This window comes from Microcoleus sp. T3_A4, from assembly GCF_036700465.1.
In the GTDB taxonomy this organism is placed as follows: Bacteria; Cyanobacteriota; Cyanobacteriia; order Cyanobacteriales; family Microcoleaceae; genus Microcoleus.
Window position 1 is genome coordinate 145,524 of the sequence record NZ_JAUBOY010000007.1, and the last position, 16,140, is coordinate 161,663.

Annotated in this window: 17 protein-coding genes; 9 read left to right on the forward strand and 8 right to left on the reverse strand. The window is 44.0% G+C overall.

The genetic code is table 11. The features are described from left to right. Positions 1–136: 136 nt before the first annotated feature. Complete coding sequence (locus QUA07_RS06315) at positions 137–496, reverse strand: phage holin family protein (protein WP_333052282.1); 360 nt, start codon at positions 494–496, stop codon at positions 137–139. Between the two features lie 224 nt (positions 497–720). On the opposite strand from QUA07_RS06315, the gene mrdA reads away from it, so the two are divergent. Continuing rightward, the gene (gene mrdA / locus QUA07_RS06320) at positions 721–2,535 is read left to right on the forward strand and encodes a penicillin-binding protein 2 (protein WP_333323455.1); all 1,815 of its coding nucleotides are present in this window, start codon (positions 721–723) and stop codon (positions 2,533–2,535) included. Positions 2,536–2,631: 96 nt separating this feature from the next. Here mrdA and QUA07_RS06325 read toward each other — a convergent pair whose 3' ends face one another. Together QUA07_RS06325 and QUA07_RS06330 are read right to left on the reverse strand one after the other, a co-directional pair. Next, positions 2,632–3,393, reverse strand: coding sequence for a Uma2 family endonuclease (locus QUA07_RS06325; protein ID WP_333323456.1), 762 nt, complete (start codon positions 3,391–3,393; stop codon positions 2,632–2,634). 183 nt (positions 3,394–3,576) lie between these two features. After that, entirely contained in the window at positions 3,577–4,608 is a 1,032-nt protein-coding gene (locus tag QUA07_RS06330) for a hypothetical protein (RefSeq protein WP_333323459.1), read from the reverse strand. Between the two features lie 103 nt (positions 4,609–4,711). On the opposite strand from QUA07_RS06330, the gene QUA07_RS06335 reads away from it, so the two are divergent. Together QUA07_RS06335 and QUA07_RS06340 are read left to right on the forward strand one after the other, a co-directional pair. Continuing rightward, positions 4,712–5,647 (forward strand): metallophosphoesterase, encoded by a 936-nt coding sequence (locus QUA07_RS06335; protein WP_333323461.1) that lies wholly within the window; start codon positions 4,712–4,714, stop codon positions 5,645–5,647. A gap of 27 nt (positions 5,648–5,674) precedes the next feature. Further along, the gene (locus QUA07_RS06340; protein ID WP_333083600.1) at positions 5,675–6,157 is read left to right on the forward strand and encodes a PD-(D/E)XK nuclease superfamily protein; all 483 of its coding nucleotides are present in this window, start codon (positions 5,675–5,677) and stop codon (positions 6,155–6,157) included. A 226-nt stretch (positions 6,158–6,383) separates the two neighbouring features. On the opposite strand, the gene QUA07_RS06345 is transcribed toward QUA07_RS06340, so the two are convergent. Further along, complete coding sequence (locus QUA07_RS06345) at positions 6,384–7,259, reverse strand: DNA adenine methylase (RefSeq protein ID WP_333323463.1); 876 nt, start codon at positions 7,257–7,259, stop codon at positions 6,384–6,386. A gap of 284 nt (positions 7,260–7,543) precedes the next feature. Here QUA07_RS06345 and QUA07_RS06350 point away from each other — a divergent pair, with 284 nt between their 5' ends. The 3 genes from QUA07_RS06350 to QUA07_RS06360 all read left to right on the forward strand — a co-directional run bounded on the left by QUA07_RS06350 (position 7,544) and on the right by QUA07_RS06360 (position 9,336). Continuing rightward, positions 7,544–7,747 carry a DUF751 family protein gene (locus tag QUA07_RS06350; protein ID WP_333083642.1) on the forward strand — a complete coding sequence of 68 codons (204 nt, stop codon included), beginning with the start codon at positions 7,544–7,546 and terminating at the stop codon, positions 7,745–7,747. Between the two features lie 343 nt (positions 7,748–8,090). Next, positions 8,091–8,483, forward strand: a complete 393-nt coding sequence (locus tag QUA07_RS06355) for a PadR family transcriptional regulator (protein WP_333083597.1) — start codon at positions 8,091–8,093, stop codon at positions 8,481–8,483. A 319-nt stretch (positions 8,484–8,802) separates the two neighbouring features. Further along, positions 8,803–9,336 (forward strand): cofactor assembly of complex C subunit B, encoded by a 534-nt coding sequence (locus QUA07_RS06360; RefSeq protein ID WP_333323465.1) that lies wholly within the window; start codon positions 8,803–8,805, stop codon positions 9,334–9,336. Positions 9,337–9,700: 364 nt separating this feature from the next. Here QUA07_RS06360 and QUA07_RS06365 read toward each other — a convergent pair whose 3' ends face one another. Together QUA07_RS06365 and QUA07_RS06370 are read right to left on the reverse strand one after the other, a co-directional pair. Continuing rightward, positions 9,701–10,024: a DUF3155 domain-containing protein gene (locus QUA07_RS06365; RefSeq protein ID WP_006635576.1), complete on the reverse strand. Its 324-nt coding sequence runs from the start codon at positions 10,022–10,024 to the stop codon at positions 9,701–9,703. A gap of 106 nt (positions 10,025–10,130) precedes the next feature. Further along, positions 10,131–10,298, reverse strand: coding sequence for a hypothetical protein (locus QUA07_RS06370; RefSeq protein WP_333323467.1), 168 nt, complete (start codon positions 10,296–10,298; stop codon positions 10,131–10,133). Between the two features lie 121 nt (positions 10,299–10,419). Between QUA07_RS06370 and QUA07_RS06375 the strand changes: the two genes are divergently transcribed. The 3 genes from QUA07_RS06375 to QUA07_RS30005 all read left to right on the forward strand — a co-directional run bounded on the left by QUA07_RS06375 (position 10,420) and on the right by QUA07_RS30005 (position 12,988). After that, complete coding sequence (locus QUA07_RS06375) at positions 10,420–11,808, forward strand: GAF domain-containing sensor histidine kinase (protein ID WP_333323469.1); 1,389 nt, start codon at positions 10,420–10,422, stop codon at positions 11,806–11,808. Positions 11,809–11,836: 28 nt separating this feature from the next. Then, positions 11,837–12,529, forward strand: a complete 693-nt coding sequence (locus tag QUA07_RS06380) for a hypothetical protein (RefSeq protein WP_333323471.1) — start codon at positions 11,837–11,839, stop codon at positions 12,527–12,529. 354 nt (positions 12,530–12,883) lie between these two features. Next, a complete protein-coding gene (locus tag QUA07_RS30005) occupies positions 12,884–12,988 on the forward strand; it encodes a transposase (RefSeq protein WP_445242835.1) in 105 nt (34 codons plus the stop codon). A 270-nt stretch (positions 12,989–13,258) separates the two neighbouring features. On the opposite strand, the gene QUA07_RS06390 is transcribed toward QUA07_RS30005, so the two are convergent. Together QUA07_RS06390 and QUA07_RS06395 are read right to left on the reverse strand one after the other, a co-directional pair. Then, positions 13,259–14,791, reverse strand: coding sequence for an ATP-binding protein (locus QUA07_RS06390; protein WP_333323473.1), 1,533 nt, complete (start codon positions 14,789–14,791; stop codon positions 13,259–13,261). A gap of 170 nt (positions 14,792–14,961) precedes the next feature. After that, the coding region (locus QUA07_RS06395) for a GAF domain-containing sensor histidine kinase (RefSeq protein ID WP_333323474.1) at positions 14,962–16,140 on the reverse strand (1,179 nt) is incomplete at its 5' end.

Below are 16,140 nucleotides of genomic sequence, written 5' to 3' on the forward strand. Positions count from 1 at the left end.
TAACGGATGTAACGGATTGAAGGAAGAAGGGAGAAGAAATATTGGGCGATAGAAATGGCTTGTAGGCACAGGAAACGCGCCTGCTAAGGGTGGGAAATATCGGGCGATTTCTCTCGCCCTTTATCAGGGGAAGTTACTAAATCAGTGCGCCGTTGATAAAGCTGCTAACTACAGCCAAGGCGATCGCCCCCAGTACCGCGCTCCAAAGGCCCATCCGCAAACTAAATCCTTCCACTAACTTCGCAGCCGAGGCAAAAACAATCACGTTCATGACAAAAGCAAACGCGCCGGAAAGCAATCCCAGCGTCAGTAGGTTCGGCACGAAAAAAACTGCTTTCAGAATTGGCAAAATTAAAACATTCAACATTCCCAAAACCGCAGCGGAAATTACTGCTTTCGGTGTGCTGTCAATTTCTACGCCGATCGGCAGTTGAGAAATTAGCAGCAAGCTGCTACCCGTCACGAGCCAAGCAATCAAAAAATCGATCGGTTCCACAGCGCCCCTACCTCCTTAACAGTTGAATTGTCAAAAAAACTTGATATTTAACATACATCTTATATATCTTAATTAAACAATCCGGCTGATTCGTCTGCCAATCGACAGAATTTATGTCTGTTACTAAAGAGTTAGGAGTTATAATCCCTGTAATCATCTGCCCAATCATCCGGATGGGAACCGTATCAACCTGTTAGTTGAATAAAAAGAGCAGATTAATTAATATGGCTGGCGATTTTTCTTTTAACTCTAAAATCCGATTCGACAAAAATGGCTTGGACAATGCTTCACGGCAACGCAGCCGATCGCTCCAAGTTATGATTTTTATGCTGCTCGTCACTTCCTTGATGGCGCTACCAATATTTCGTCTAGCCGAATTGCAACTGGTACAGGGAGCCTACAACCGACAGCGGGCGGAAAATAACCGCATTCGCCCTGTTTCAGTCCCAGCGACTCGCGGTCAAATTTTAGACCGCAACGGCAAAATTTTTGCGGCCAGCCGCGTATCTCGATCGGTCTATGTGTGGCCAAAAGAGCGATCGGCCAAGGAGTGGCAAGAGATCGCCGCTACACTGGGCCCGATCGTCAAACTTCCCGCGGCCGAAATTATCAAAAAAATCGATGTAGCTGGCTACAGATCAGCCCTGCCAGTGCGAATTAGTAAAGATATCGATGTCGGTACTTTCGTCGCTTTGGGAGAACAAGCTAATACTTTGCGGGGAGTTGAAATTCGCGTAGAATCGAGCCGAGACAATCCCCACCAGCAATTAGCAGCTCACCTTTTGGGATACGTCGGCGAAGCTAGTTTAGAGCAATTAAAAGCTAATCCTGCATATCCGATGGGGATGCTCGTCGGTCAAATGGGAGTTGAAAAATTAGCCAATTCAACTTTAGAGGGCGTTTGGGGAAACCGTTTAATCGAGGTGAATGCTAAGGGCGAAGAAATCCAAGATTTAGGTGTAAAAGACCCTATTCCCGGCAAACCGGTGCAGCTAACTTTAGATTTAGATATGCAGAAAACTGCGGAAAAAGCTTTGGGCGATCGCCTGGGTGCAGTTGTGGCGATCGACGTAAAAACCGGAGCTCTTTTAACAATGGCTAGTTGGCCGACATTTGACCCCAATATTTTCACCCGCAAGGTGACTCAAACAGAATGGGATCGACTGCAAGGGCCAGAAAAACCGTTTTTAAATCGAGCAGTTCAAGGTTATCCAGTCGGTAGCACTTTTAAAATTGTCACTGCTATAGCCGGGATGGAGTCTGGCAAGTTTTCTCCTGACTCGACTTTAGGAACTTCTTCGTCAATTAACATCGGCGGAATTTCTTTTAACGAACACAGCGGCGGTTACGGCGTTATCGGTTTCCGCGATGCTTTAGCCTACAGCAGCAATACGTTTTTCTATCAAGTAGGTATGGCTGCAGGCCCCGAAGAAATGGCGAAAGCAGCTAAAAAAATGGGTATTGGCGGTACTATTAATTTAGATCTTTTGGGGTTAGAATCCGCCAATCACGGTCAAGTTCCGATACCCGCAGAGAAACAGAAAATGTATGGGGAAGATTGGTACGTTGGCGATACAGTAACGATGTCGATCGGTCAAGGTTTGGTACTTTGTACTCCCCTAGAATTGGCTGTGATGGTGTCAACTGTTGCTAATGGCGGTTATCGAGTTCAGCCGCATTTATTGGCTTCTCAAACCAACACTCCTATTACCCAAAAAGTTCCCACAGGTATTAAGCCTGCAACTTTGAATGTTGTTCGCCAGGGATTGATTGACGTGGTGAAAAAAGGTACCGGCAAACGCATGAATGATGGTACTATTCCTTTAAGTGCTGGTAAGACTGGGACGGTGGAAATGCCCGGTCATCCTGACAATTCTATGTATGTGGGTTTTGCTCCTGCTGACAAACCGGAAGTTGCGATCGCAGTTATAGTTGAAGGCGGCGGATTTGGTTCTGTATCGGCGGCACCAATTGCTCAAGAGGTATTTAGAACCTATTTTCAAAAGCAGGGTTTTAAACCTACTAATAAGCCTCTATAGTCATTAGTTAATTATTAACTGTTGACTGTTGACTGTTCTCATTTTGTCCCATAGTTCGATCGCACTATTCTTGATATCTGGGAAAAGTGCGATCGATCAAAAATTTTCCCCTACCAACCGTCTCACTTCCAAAGTCGATAAATTCATCATTGGCGCCACCTGTTCCAGATTCCTCCCAGAATTTAAGAGTTGAGTTACGAGCGATCGCAAAGCTGACTCCGCTGCCAGTCGTGCTTGTTGCTCCGCCAGTCGTCCCAGGTTCTCTTCCTTGTGAGTCTTCAAAAACTCACCCGTTTCAGGAACTCTAAACCTCAATTCTCCTGAAATTATATGCAATTCCAGTCCCAGCACTTCACTGAACAACCACAGCGTATCGAAAGCGATATTGTTGGCTGCAATCGGCTCGTACTGATTATTTATCAAACGTACTCCCTGTAAAATCGGATTCAGATAATCTCCCGACGGATCGTACTGAAAATATTCCCTAACTCCCAAAGCCCGATAAATTTCCGGTTTAATTTCTTGGTCTTTCGTCTGAGTTGTTTCCGAAGTAATTTCTAGGACAAAATCTGGAGTAATTCCCCCTTCTTCCCAAACTTTATAATTATCCCTTTTGCGGTTGGCTACTCCAAACACCACATAAACATCCGGGACCACAACTGCCTGATTGTTCCCTTCTTCATAATATATGAAAGAATTGGCTGACACATAAACATCAGAACGTTCTTGAAAGTAAAGCTTGACCGCTTCAATGCTGTAAGTAATGTAATCGCGCGTGATGTCGCTTTCAGCCATCGGCTCTCCGTCGCTGCTGGGATATTCAATTTCTAGTTGTTCGACTTGAGTTAAAATTGTCATTTTTCAATTTTCCTCAAACGTTATTAATTGAATGGTAGCATTCTGTCGGAGTTTGGAAAAGTTCGATATTTCTCAAACAAATCAACAGCCATAAGGTATGCAGGCAACACCCTACATAATTAGGTTCTGCGTCCTGGACTGTAAGGCTGGTAAGATGGTGTACAGATACAGACTATTTAAATTCTAATTAATCCCTCTGTCTAAAATAATCATTTCCGAACCAACAACCGGACTTCTAGCTATTAACTTTCCTTCCATGTTGGCAATTTCTAACTTGCTGAAATCGAGTGAGTTAGCCTCCTTCCACATCTTCTTTGCTAGTTGATTTTGCTCAACTTCGCTGAGTTTGTACCAATCTTCAGCGACTTTTACTGTCAAAATGCTGCTGGAAAAATTAGCTTGAACAGACTCAACTAAACCGCCGCCCAGTCGATTCTTAATGTCAGTAACTTGATTTTGAATCGCAGCAATCAGAGACTGTTCGGGCGTCAGCGGTGGCGGTGGGATAAGTTCTACTTGTTGGGGTTTTTCTGGAGCCACTAAATCGGGCAACTTGCTTTTGAATTTAGTAGAGATTGGCTCAGATGGTACGATCGCCTCTGGCGATTTTGGCGTTCCCGATGCCATAAAATCACCAAACGTTGGCGGCGACTGCTGCGCTGCTGGCAAAGGCACTTTTGCTACTTTCTCCGGCGGTTTTGCTGAGAAACTGTTGAAAGTTACACCGACTACAACGATAAGAGTTGCTGCTATGGCGGCGTTTAAAATTGGATCGGACAGCTTCTCGTTGGCAGATGGTGGCAGTAGCGATCGCACTAGCCGTACAATACTTTGCCAAAGTACACCAATGTTCTCTAAAAAACTCCCTTCCCTGCGTTGGGATACAGGCTTTTTATCAACTTTTACAGCAACTTTTGGCGGCACGCTGTTAACTTCCACAGCAACAGCGGGAGGAGTTACTGTTGCTGAGTCAGAAGCGGTGGGCGCGATCGGCTTTTGGGCCTGCAACGGGGGTTCTGCTGCTAATTTTTTGCCTTTTTTTCCCAAATTCCCAATCGAGGCCATCAAAGCTTTGATTGTCTGATTTTTGGGAACAGCGCTGCTGGCATTTTGAGTTTTGCTGCCAGTGGGGGCAGACTTTGCAGCCGAATCAACCTGCGGTGTCGGAGATTGAGAGGGTTCTGGAGTTGACTGGTTTAGTTGTTCTTCTGACATTTTCTCTGCTTTGGGGCGTTGCAAATATATCTAAACGCGATAAATTTTAATTGAGCCATCTCAACCTTAATTTATCATTTAACTTAGTTGTAACTGAATCAAAATGAGCATCAAACGCCGTCACTTTCTAATTTTAGGCAGTCTCAGCAGCTTAGGTTTTGCCGGAGTCTGGAAAATGTTTCAGCTTCGGACTTCCTGGGGTACAGACACCGATGCTGCTGTGGCTTCTAACGTTGAGGCAGAAAGGGCGATCGTCCCTTTGCCGGCCTCACAGCCTATTTTACGCTTTATTTCGGTGGCCGACACCGGTACCGGCGCTGAAGGTCAGTATGCTGTAGCTGAGGCGATGGCGCAATATCACCGGGAAAACCCTTTTAATGTTACTGTTCTCGCCGGCGACAATATCTACAACAACGGCGAAATTGAAAAAATTAATGCTGTTTTCGAGCGGCCTTATCAGCCCTTATTGCAGCAAGGCGTAAAATTTTATGCTTGTCTGGGAAATCACGACATCCGCACTGCTAACGGCGATCCGCAAGTTAAATATGCGGGTTTTAATATGCAAGGTCGCTACTATACTTTTCGGCGCGATCCGGTACAGTTTTTTGCTTTAGATACCAATCACAATGCGGATTGGAAAAATCAGCTTGTTTGGCTGGAAAAAGAGTTGAGTCAGAGCACGGCATCTTGGAAAGTTGTGTTCGGTCACCACCCGATTTATTCCTCTGGCGTCTACGGATCGAATCAACCTTTTATTAAGACTTTGGCGCCTTTGTTTCAAAAGTACGGCGTGCAGCTTTATATCAACGGACACGAGCACAGTTACGAACGCACTCGCTCGATTAACGGTACGACTTATTTAATTTGCGGTGCCGGCGGGGGCACTCGTCCGGTGGGGCGTTCTGAGTGGACGGAGTATTCTGCTAGCCGCCTGAGTTTTGCGACGTTTGATGTCTATGATGACCGGATGTTTGTCAGTTCTATTGGTACTGACAAGCGGGTTTTTGACCGAGGGGTGATTCAAGTGCGATCGGCTTAATTCAGATTATATTCAGGAGCCAACAAAATGAATAGGGGTTGTAGAGCCAATAAAACTGGTTTTGTTTTAGAAACAACTGTAGAAGGTACGTTGAGAGGCCACGGATATCTCGAAATATGTCCCCAGTTGCCGAAAAAGCGCAAGCTAGAGTGGCTCTTAATCTCTACTGAAAATCCCAAGCGATATGCTAAACAGGTTTATATCGGGTCTAGCATTTATGAAACTGAAATAAATGTCGATTTTTACATTGTTAATTCCGGTGGGTTTTCTCGGGGTCTAATTGTTGAGTGCAAGTGGCAAGAAGACAAAGGTTCAGTAGACGAGAAGTATCCTTACCTCAATTTAAATATTAAAAATTGTTATCAAGTGCCAACTATTGTTATAGTGGGCGGTGACGGTATGAGGCAAGGTTCGATCGACTGGTTTAAAAAACAAATTCCTGACAATCAAAATCTGTTGGCAGTTCACAAGCTCGAAGGTTTTATTACCTGGGCTAACAAATATCTGTAACAGAACTTACGGAACTTGCACCGCGTGTGGGGAAACTACGTATTGCTCCTACAAAATATGCTTAGGATCGCGAATTAAATAATTTACACAAGTTTGTGGGGTGTAGGGGTTGGGCCAGAAAGCCCGCCATTTCTGGACGGGCGGGACGCCCATCCCACAAGAACCATCACGCATTGTAAGTTATTTAATTCTCCTTCCTTAATTAGAGACTTGGCTTAAATAAGATTTAAAATAAACGTATTAATAATTCCTTGATTTGGCCGCGCTTAGAAGTATTAGAATTAATTCCCCTAGATGCTGAAATTTCAATGATTTTTGGCAGAGATTTATTTGGGAAAAGTTGAGTATCGCTGTAGATTTTTTCGATAAAATCGCAGTTAGAATTAGACAGCATAACTTTCACGCCCCGTTCTGCAAGTTCTGCAAAAATATCTCTCAGTTTAATCTGTTCCGATTCTTTGAAATTATCCCGGCTGTAAGTCGTGAAGTTACTGGTGGCACTGATTGGATAATAAGGCGGGTCAAAATAAACAAAGTCTTCGTTGCTGGTAGCAAAATCCAAAATTTCACCGAATTTTCTGACTTCAATTTGAGCGGGCGCGAGTAAAGATGAGACCGATCGCAGTAAATCTGCTTGACAAATGTTAGGATTTTTGTATCGACCTATGGGAACATTAAATTCACCTTTTGAGTTTTCTCTATAGAGGCCGTTGTAACAAGTTTTATTTAGGTAAATCAGGCGTGCTGCTTTTTCTGTATCTGTTTTGTAGGAGCGCGATCGCACCGAGTAATAATAATTTTTATTGTCCTTGGTGTGTTCTAACTGATGCTCCTGTAAAAGTAGAATCAGCTCCTCAACTTTATCCCTGACACAGCGATAAGCATTAATCAACTCAGGATTAATATCTGTTAAAACAGCTTGCAAACCAGGGTGCTGCTGTGCTAAGTAAAAAAATACAGCTCCGCCACCCAAAAAAGGCTCGTAGTAAGTTGTGAACTTTTCAGGAAAATAAGGTTGATATTGTCCAATCAACCGAGTTTTGCCTCCTGCCCATTTCAGAAAGGGACGTGGCAAGACGAAAGAAGGTGCGGCAGCAGACATTTATCTAGAAATAACGGCCCTATAATATTTATCACAACTAGAACTCAATAGACATACTTCTGAAGTTGTTACCGGAGGTCGCGTGGCATTAAGTGGCATTAAAAAGACAGTGCCGGAGCGATCGGCGAAAAGTTTTCGTTAGAATTATATATGTCAGCCTCGCCGGCAAAAATGCCCGATCGCCCGATCGGCAGATTTAGCTCCGGCTGTGCCAAAATTGTCTAACTCGCTCACAAGTGTTACCAGTCAAAGATCGTGCTGTGACACTTTACCCCACCAAGCCAATGCAAGATTTTATTAATAACGTCTCTCGCTACCCTCGCTTTTTCATTACGATATGTCTGGGAATTTTCTTTTTCCTGTTCGAGCGACTCAAACCCCTGCTCGATCGACCGACAAGTGCGATCGCCCTGATTAGTTCGATTGTAGCGACTTTTGTCTTTCTAACTTTTACACTGCGGGCTATGTTAGGCCTGAGTTCGGTTTAAAGCCAAGCTAGAACGCAAACATCAACGGCAAATTCAGTTAAAACACCAACTTCCAAAGTAACTGCCAATTCTTGCAGGCGATCGCACACTTGACAATAGTCGCTGCGATAGATTGGAAGAGGAAGTTAGTAAGCGGCGTTACGTCAGCGCTGCTCAACCAAGCCGCAGGCCCACATTACCGAAGTGCAGGACAAGCGTTTGGGGCTATCAACATTCACTGGGGAAATACTGCACCTCTGTTTCCCCAGTGTCCCACTTAATCATTAGGAAGCGGCACACCCCGCCCCGCTTTCCTCTCCCGTTAACCTGACGGTATCACGAGAGTTTCCAGCGGACAAGACAGATGAAGTTTGAACATATCTATCAATTTTTTCAAGACCCCCCTCCTGTTTATCTAAACAAGGAATTAGCTGTGTGTTACATTCTCTCCGTGTTATTGCGCGGAGATTCGTACGGTACAGAACTGATTGGCCAACTAGAGAGGGAATTCCCCATCTACCGACTATCTGATACCGTTCTCTACAGCGCTCTGAAATTCCTCGAAGATGAAGCCGTAATCACCGGTTACTGGAAAAAAGTAGAAGGACGCGGCCGCCCCCGCCGGATGTATCAAATCCTCCCTGAGTGGCGTCACCAAGCTCAAGACCTCGCTCGTCTCTGGCATGAGTACATTGGTCAGGGAAACGGCTCGTCAGAGCGTCGTTCCCGCGCCTTAGAAACTGGTCACACAGGTTAGCCGAGTTGGAATCGGATGCCTAAACCCTGGAGATGCTGGCGCTACTTGCAAAGCGATTTGCCGGATTGCCTTCGCTTTGCTTGATCGCCACACAGCGATTAAAGCAGCTACACTACGTCAGGACTTACGCATTGTCACTTGAGAATTAGGGATGATGGGGAGATATGGGAATTATTGGGTGATGGAGAGCAAAACGCCTTGCAGAAGAAGCTTTCTGCGAATTTTGATAACAAAGTGTCCGCGTAAGTCCTCGATCGCTTTCTTATGTAAAGTTCTGTAAAGTAATAGTAGATAATTTCAATTACACAAACTTCTACCAATGGATACTGCTGTTCTTCCCTCTACCTTTGTGCTGACGCTGCTGTTGGCCGTAGGCTTGTTTTTCTTCATCAAGGCTTCAGTCAAAGATCGCATCGAACAAGTCAAGCTGGCTTCCGAGAGCGCCCAAGAGTCACTGTTAACCGACTTACAACAGTATTTTGCCGATAGAGCTTACCGAGTTGCAGCCGTCGATGCCCCCAACTATAAAGTCACGTTTGAGGGTTTTGTGCGGCCGAGTTGGTTTCTAGCTATTTTTCTAACTCTGCTGAGTGCAGGTGGCACTCTGTGCTTGGGACTGGTTTTGGGAATGCTAGTTCCCCAACAAGGTCAAATTTTCCTAGCTTTGGTACTGCTGTCCCCGCTGGCGGGGGTATTTTATTGGAAAAAAGCTGGACGCTCTGAGCAAGTCTCCCTCAAACTCGAATCAGTTGCTGAGTCGGGAAGCCAAACCAAGAGCTTTGTTACTGTCAGAGCTCACCGCGATGAACTAGCAGCCATGCAAAAAGCTTTAGATTTGAAACCGATCGATTAAAAGTTTGACGGGGAACGTTTTTTGATATGCTAGATGCCGTAGTTAGACTTCGAGCTGACAAACCGATGACTCAAGAGCGGCTCTCTAGTTGATAAACCCGTGGCTGTTTTTTTGAGCCACTGGTTCGATCGACAAATTTGATCGACAAAACAGTCAAAAAAAAACCATTATCGTGAAAGTGCCAATTGTGGCGATCGCCCTTGGGCTGCGATCACGCCTGTTGCGATGGCTCCTTATACCCTAGTTTCTAAGGACTTTTCGCAGAAATTTCAGTTGGCACTCTCCAGACAATGAGAACTCTCGCGCTTTTGTTAAAAAACTTAGAAAAACATTGCTGTCAATGTTTTGAGCTAAACATTTTGAGCTATGCGCGGCTGGCTGACACCACAGGAATTTTTTCTGTGGTAGCTTCCAACATCACCTTTAAGCTGGGAAACAAGAAATGGTTCTCTTCTACGTATTGGGCTCCAAATAAACCTTTTTCAGCCCAGAAGTATCTGTCAGTGGTATGCTCGTTACGCTTGACTAACAGCAAAGCTGGGGGAGCAATGCCTTCTGCATGGATGAACTTGCGAGCCGCTGTTACGGGTTTATCTTCGCCGCTCTCGATGCTATATTGAGGCACACACTCTAAAATTCTGCGTCCTTCTTGTCGGCGGCGACTCTTGCGTTTGCGTCTCCTGGCCAATTTCTTTACCTCCTCTGTGAGCAGACAGTATGAGCAGACAGGTTGTAATGATAGCTACCAAATCCGAGGCCAGTATATCCGTTCTAGCTCAAAATTTCAACTGTTTTTAATATATCGACATAATCTTAACATTCGTGCCGATCGACAAAAGTGTAGCGGTTGTGCTATGGTGGGCCGCAAGTTCCGCCAAAAGCCCAGCTTGGGGATCTGTGGAAGCTGCGCGGAGGGCGATGCGGGGCAATGTTGGTTCATGAAAGCCCCATGCCTTCAACATAGCTGCCTTCTATCAAAGGGAATAAATCTGAAATCGAGAAGTATCTCATCAGTAATCGGCCGCCGATCATTTGTAATTTACTTAAAATTCCGTTAGATATCTTAATGTGGCGCTCATGTTAATGCCAGCCAGTTCAGAATTTGTCAAACTTTGCCGTTCGCAGGTGGCTATCGCCGTTAGTTTGGGAGCGAAATTCAGCGCAGTATACCTGACACAAGAGTTGGTAGAAGGCAGCGAAGCAAAGTTGGTGCCGATCGCAGTTTACCCAGAAACCTCAGCCGAATTGGAAGAAAATCAGGGGTTGAGGTTGCAATCTTCCGAAAGCTCGACAGTGAAACCGGTACCGCGACTGCTGGCGCCGCCTGTTCGGCCTGTGGAAGAATCAACGGTAGAGGCGATCGCACCCGATCGACTTCCGGGTAAGGAGCGCAGTTCCCATCAGTGCCAAGGCCCGGAGAATTTGTGGCAGCAGCGGATGCAAATTGTGACGCCTCTGATACACGAGGGAGCTGTAATGGGACTCCTAGTCAGCGGTCGGCAAGACAGGCCTTGGAACGAGCGAGAAGAGGCTCAAATACAACAAATTGCTCGCACCTTAGCCCTAGCCTGCATTTTAGACCAGCGATCGCAGTGGATGCAGCAGGAATTGGGTTCGGCCCGACAAATCCAGGCTCAGGTTTACGACACGATGCACAATTTGCTGCACCAGTTCAAAAGTCCGCTGACAGCGTTGCGAACTTTTGGCAAGCTGTTAGCGCGGCGGTTGGTACCGGAAGACAAAAACCGCAATGTGGCTTTTAGTATTGTCCGAGAGAGCGATCGGCTACAAGAGTTGCTGGGCCAGTTCGATCGAACTGTTGACACCGGCGAAGCACATCTAAAACTGCGATCGGGCACTTCAGAAAAAGCCATGTCCAATGTGGAATCAATCCGGCATTCTCCTCTGTCGCTGTCACCTGTGGCCAATTTGGAGGAATCCTGTTTTGTTACAGAAGTCTTAAAACCGCTGTTAAATTCCGCCGAGGCGATCGCATCAGAAAGGAATCTGAAATTGGTCGCCGACCTGGAGGCGAATTTGCCACCAGTCTCAGCGAACGATCGAGCTTTGCGCGAAGTTTTGAGCAATTTAATTGACAATGCTTTGAAATATACCCCTGCCGGCCGCCAAATTTATATTAAAGTCCGGTACAAAGCAGCGGATGGCGATCGGGCAGGATACAGCCAATTGCCTGCCATAGCAGTTGCCGTCAGCGACACAGGTTCCGGCATTCCTCCCCAGGATTTAGAGCATTTATTTGAGCGGCACTACCGGGGAGAAAAAGCGCAGACAGAAATTCCGGGTACAGGATTGGGTTTGGCGATCGCCCGCGATTTAGTCCGCCAAATGCAAGGAGAAATAGAAGTATTTTCCCCACTCAATCCAGAATGGCTGCCCTCTGCAGAAACTAATTTATTATATCCAACCGATCGCGGCACTACATTTGTGGTTTGGCTACCAGTGGATAAGTAACGAACTCTATTGCTTAGAGACATTTTTTATGAAGCATCTACCTTTATTCGATAAAATTCCCAAGTTTTCAAATTCTTTAGAAATTTTCAAAAAACACTTTTTTCGTGTACGGTTTTTAGCTGCTTTTAACATTCTGACTGTTCTGATTTTGGGCGGGCTGAGCGTATACGCAAAACTCAACAACCAGGGAGACGGAGTTGAACGCCTGTTTAGCGACCCTTTTAATTTCTGGTTCCCTTACGAAGGAATTCTCACCGGAGTTTCCGAAGTCCTCTGGTGCACCCCAGTCGCAATTTGTGCATTTACTTTCGGAGTGCTGCGCCAAAAAGAGCCGCGGAGTAGATCGGGGATGTTCTTATTTTTTAGTGCTTTACTACTCGGAGTCTTTTTCCTAGATGACAGGTTTCGGATGACTTTGATGCTTTCTGGGTTGGGAATATCAATCAAATTAATTTATTTCTGTTATGGTAGTGCTGTTTTCCTTTATGGAGTTAAGTTTTGGCGATACATCAAAACCACTCCTTACCTGCCATTAGTCGCAGCATTCCTCTTGTTTGCTATCTCACGGTTTGAGGATATTTTTGAGTCTCAAAGTCTAGGATTACACGCGATGTTAGAAGATGGCACTAAATTATTAGCTCTTCTGAATTTATCACTGTATTTTTGGCACGTATGTCATCAAGAAATCGGGCGGCATTTACGGCAGAGGGAAGAACGTTGAGCGCCTAGATTATTTTACAAAAAAAGGCGTTTATAAATTAGGGTATAACTAAGCAACGTCGGCGATCGCAGAGAACCAAAATAATTTATTTGATTTTGATATGGCATCGGAAGATTAGCCAATTTTAGATAGTGAATTAATAATCGAAGGGAATGTCTGAGCAACTTGTTACCTGATGTAGAATAACAAAAAGTTTTTCCTGTCAAACGAGCTATCAGGATGTGTTAATCTTGTATTTACGCGCTCAACAATTCAACACCGCCCTAATTGATGTATCACCGGTTTCATCAGCTTTGACTATTTTTTTACGAAACTCGATCCCATAAATTTTCATTTTTTCTGCTTCTCTACGGAATGCAGCGTACTAAATATACATGGAATATACTGTATTTTTACGGCACAGTTGGTAACGCCTCGGAAGAGATTGTTAAAAAATATATTGCAAACCAACACAATTAAGTTAGAAGAATGTGGCTAAAGCCGCAGCAAGTCCCCACCCCAGCAAAGGGGGGACTTGCTGCGGGAAAAAATTCTGTCAGAATTCCGATGAATGAGGAATTAGCAATTACCCTATTCTCATGCAACTGAAAACCGATATATAGCAATCCTAAATCATTTGTGAATTTCTTACTCCCTCCCCTTGATAAGGGGAGGGTTGGGGTGGGGTAAAAAGTTTACGACTCCTGCAAGGATTGCTATATGATCAATCAATTCAGCCAGATAAGTTTTCTAGGCATTCGCTACAGCGATCTTAGTGGCTCTACAGATAGTCGGCAGATCAATAATAAATTGCGTTCCCTGCTCTGGCGTAGAAATACACTCCAATTGACCGCAGTGTTTTTCTATCAGAATTTTTCGGCTGATGGACAATCCCATGCCTGTACCTTTTCCTATGGGTTTAGTAGTAAAAAAGGGAGTGAAAAGTTTAGCACGAACTGTTTCTGTCATGCCCACACCATTATCAGAAATTGTTACCAGGATGTGGGAAGCCGAGCTAATATTGTCATGCGAATTGCCGGGTACAACTTCAGTCCGAATCAAAATCTGGGGGTGAAAAACTGCACCATCTTCTCTACTTAGCCGCTCTTCTAAAGCATCTATAGCATTCGCTAAAAGGTTCATAAACACCTGATTGAGCTGACCGGCATAACAGTTCACAAGTGGCAATGCACCATAGTCTTTTATCACATTAATAGCAGGCCGATCAGACTTAGCCTTTAGTCGGTGCTGTAAGATCAGCAAAGTGCTATTAATGCCTTCGTGGATATCTACTGATTTAATTTCAGTTTCATCCAACCGCGAAAAATTGCGTAGAGAGTGAACAATATTGCGAATGCGTTCGATCCCTAACTGCATGGAAGAAAGCAATTTTGGTAAATCATCTATGATAAATGGCAACTCTGCATCTTCTATTTCATGGATAATTTCTGCTTCTGGTTGCGGGTAATACTTTTGGTAAAGATTCAACATATTAATGAGTTCTTTAATATAGTCGTTCGCGTGGGATAGATTGCCGTAAATAAAGTTAACCGGATTGTTGATTTCATGAGCGACACCTGCAACTAATTGACCGAGACTAGACATTTTTTCACTTTGAACTAGCTGGAGTTGTGTTTCTTGGAGTTCTTTGACAAAATGCTCTAAGGCAACAGATTTTTGGTGCTCTTTTTCTTCACTGAGACGGAGTGCTTTCTCTACTTGTTCGCGTCGCTCTATTTCAGACTGCAATTTATGACTTAGAGAAAAACTTCTCAAAGCTGTTAGCATCGTAGTGTATAGCTTTGATGTCGTTAATTCAGTTTTAGTTTTATAGTCATTAATATCGTAATTGATAATAATGCTTTTTTCAGGTACTTGTCCGGGTTGACCCGTGCGTAAAATAATTCGCACTAACTGGTTGCCTAAGACTTCGCGGACATATTTAACAAAGTTTAAGCCAGCATCATCTGTTTCCATAATTACATCAAGTAAGATGATGGCAACATCAGGATTTTCTTGGATTAGCTGTTTAGCTTCACGAGCGGAGTAAGCATTAATGAAGGTTAAAGATTTATTTTCAAAGACAAACTTCCTGAGTGAAATTTCGGTAGCGGTGTGAACTTGAGCCTCATCATCTACAACTAAAATTTTCCAGCTTTCACGCAGTTTTTCTTCTGTGGTTTCATCTGCAAACAATATCTCGTCATCCGAGTCGATTACTTCGGCAAAGTATACTGTTTCTGGAGATGGTTGAGTTAACAAATCGTCAAAATCACTTTTCATTGCTGTACACCTTTATTTTTTACTAATGTTTAGGTTTGAAGTTAGAAAACCTGTTAAGAAAAAGGCAGAAGGGAGAAGAGTTACACAGCAACCTTTTCAGTCATCCTTATTTTACTTTTAATGAGGTGGACTTACTTAGTTATCTTGGCCAGGAAATCGGAATTGGAAATCTACATTGGTGAATCAATTTGCATGGGTAATTTAATAATAAACTTGGTTCCTCTTCCCACCTCACTGATACATTCAATTTCACCTTTTAGTTTTTGGGTGACTAAATTATAGACAATATGTAACCCTAACCCACTGCCACCTTGACCACGCTTAGTGGTAAAGAATGGCTCAAAAATTTTACTTAAGTTTTCTGGGGGAATACCTTTACCTTCATCGGCGTATTCAAACCTTAGCCGATTACCTTCTTGCTCCCAATCAAAGATTAGTTCCCCAGAAATCCCTGGTTCGTAGGCATGAATCAGAGAATTGATTAGCAAGTTTGTCACAACTTGGGACAATGCTCCTGGATAAGAATCTATAGCTATTTTGCTATCTCCCTTAATTTTAAGCGAATGTTGGCTATTTTTCAACTTTGGTTTTAATTGTAATAAAATTTCATCAAGATAAGGTCTGATCTGGAAAGTACGTCGTTCTTCGCTAGAGCGATCTACTGCTACTTGCTTAAAGCTTTGAATCAAGGCTGCCGCCCGATCTAGGTTAATTAGAAGTGCTTTACTGCTTTGACTAGCAATATCGACAAACTCTTCTAAATCCGAGCGCTTCATTTTGCCACTTTTATAAATAGATGCAAATTCTGTGGTATTTTCTGCCAAAGCTGAAGCAACAGTGACGCCCACTCCGATGGGAGTATTAATTTCATGGGCAACACCAGCAACTAATCCTCCTAGAGATGCCATTTTTTCAGATTCGACTAGCTGAGTTTGGGTGGCTTTTAAAGCCTCTAGGGTGTTCGATAATTGTTGAGTACGATCGCTCACTAATTGCTCTAAGTTTTGATTAAACTCCTGTAAATTTTTGTAAAGTTGAGCATTCTCAATAGAAATAGCAATTTGGGCAGATAAAAGTTTTAACAACTCCAGGCGATCGGTAGTAAAAGCCCCCTCAGTCAAATTATTTTCCAAATAAAGAAGACCAGTCAGCTTACCTTGGTGCAACAGAGGAGTACAAAGAATAGATTTCGGTTGAGTAGCTGCAATATAAGGATCGCGGGTAAATTGTCCCTCTTGAGCCGCATTATTTAACACCACATTTTCCTGAGTACGAATCACATAATTGGCGATCGCACAAGCAAGCAAAGGAGTACCCCCAGAAGCTGCTGTGGGATTGAGAGGAAGCGA

What these genes read in the sequence shown, in the direction of transcription:
- mrdA (WP_333323455.1), top strand. Translation starts at nt 721, where the DNA reads ATGGCTGGCGATTTTTCTTTTAACTCTAAAATCCGATTCGACAAAAAT.
- QUA07_RS06325 (WP_333323456.1), bottom strand. Translation starts at nt 3,393, where the DNA reads ATGACAATTTTAACTCAAGTCGAACAACTAGAAATTGAATATCCCAGC.
- QUA07_RS06330 (WP_333323459.1), bottom strand. Translation starts at nt 4,608, where the DNA reads ATGTCAGAAGAACAACTAAACCAGTCAACTCCAGAACCCTCTCAATCT.
- QUA07_RS06335 (WP_333323461.1), top strand. Translation starts at nt 4,712, where the DNA reads ATGAGCATCAAACGCCGTCACTTTCTAATTTTAGGCAGTCTCAGCAGC.
- QUA07_RS06340 (WP_333083600.1), top strand. Translation starts at nt 5,675, where the DNA reads ATGAATAGGGGTTGTAGAGCCAATAAAACTGGTTTTGTTTTAGAAACA.
- QUA07_RS06345 (WP_333323463.1), bottom strand. Translation starts at nt 7,259, where the DNA reads ATGTCTGCTGCCGCACCTTCTTTCGTCTTGCCACGTCCCTTTCTGAAA.
- QUA07_RS06350 (WP_333083642.1), top strand. Translation starts at nt 7,544, where the DNA reads ATGCAAGATTTTATTAATAACGTCTCTCGCTACCCTCGCTTTTTCATT.
- QUA07_RS06355 (WP_333083597.1), top strand. Translation starts at nt 8,091, where the DNA reads ATGAAGTTTGAACATATCTATCAATTTTTTCAAGACCCCCCTCCTGTT.
- QUA07_RS06360 (WP_333323465.1), top strand. Translation starts at nt 8,803, where the DNA reads ATGGATACTGCTGTTCTTCCCTCTACCTTTGTGCTGACGCTGCTGTTG.
- QUA07_RS06370 (WP_333323467.1), bottom strand. Translation starts at nt 10,298, where the DNA reads ATGTTGAAGGCATGGGGCTTTCATGAACCAACATTGCCCCGCATCGCC.
- QUA07_RS06375 (WP_333323469.1), top strand. Translation starts at nt 10,420, where the DNA reads ATGCCAGCCAGTTCAGAATTTGTCAAACTTTGCCGTTCGCAGGTGGCT.
- QUA07_RS06380 (WP_333323471.1), top strand. Translation starts at nt 11,837, where the DNA reads ATGAAGCATCTACCTTTATTCGATAAAATTCCCAAGTTTTCAAATTCT.
- QUA07_RS30005 (WP_445242835.1), top strand. Translation starts at nt 12,884, where the DNA reads ATGCAGCGTACTAAATATACATGGAATATACTGTATTTTTACGGCACA.
- QUA07_RS06390 (WP_333323473.1), bottom strand. Translation starts at nt 14,791, where the DNA reads ATGAAAAGTGATTTTGACGATTTGTTAACTCAACCATCTCCAGAAACA.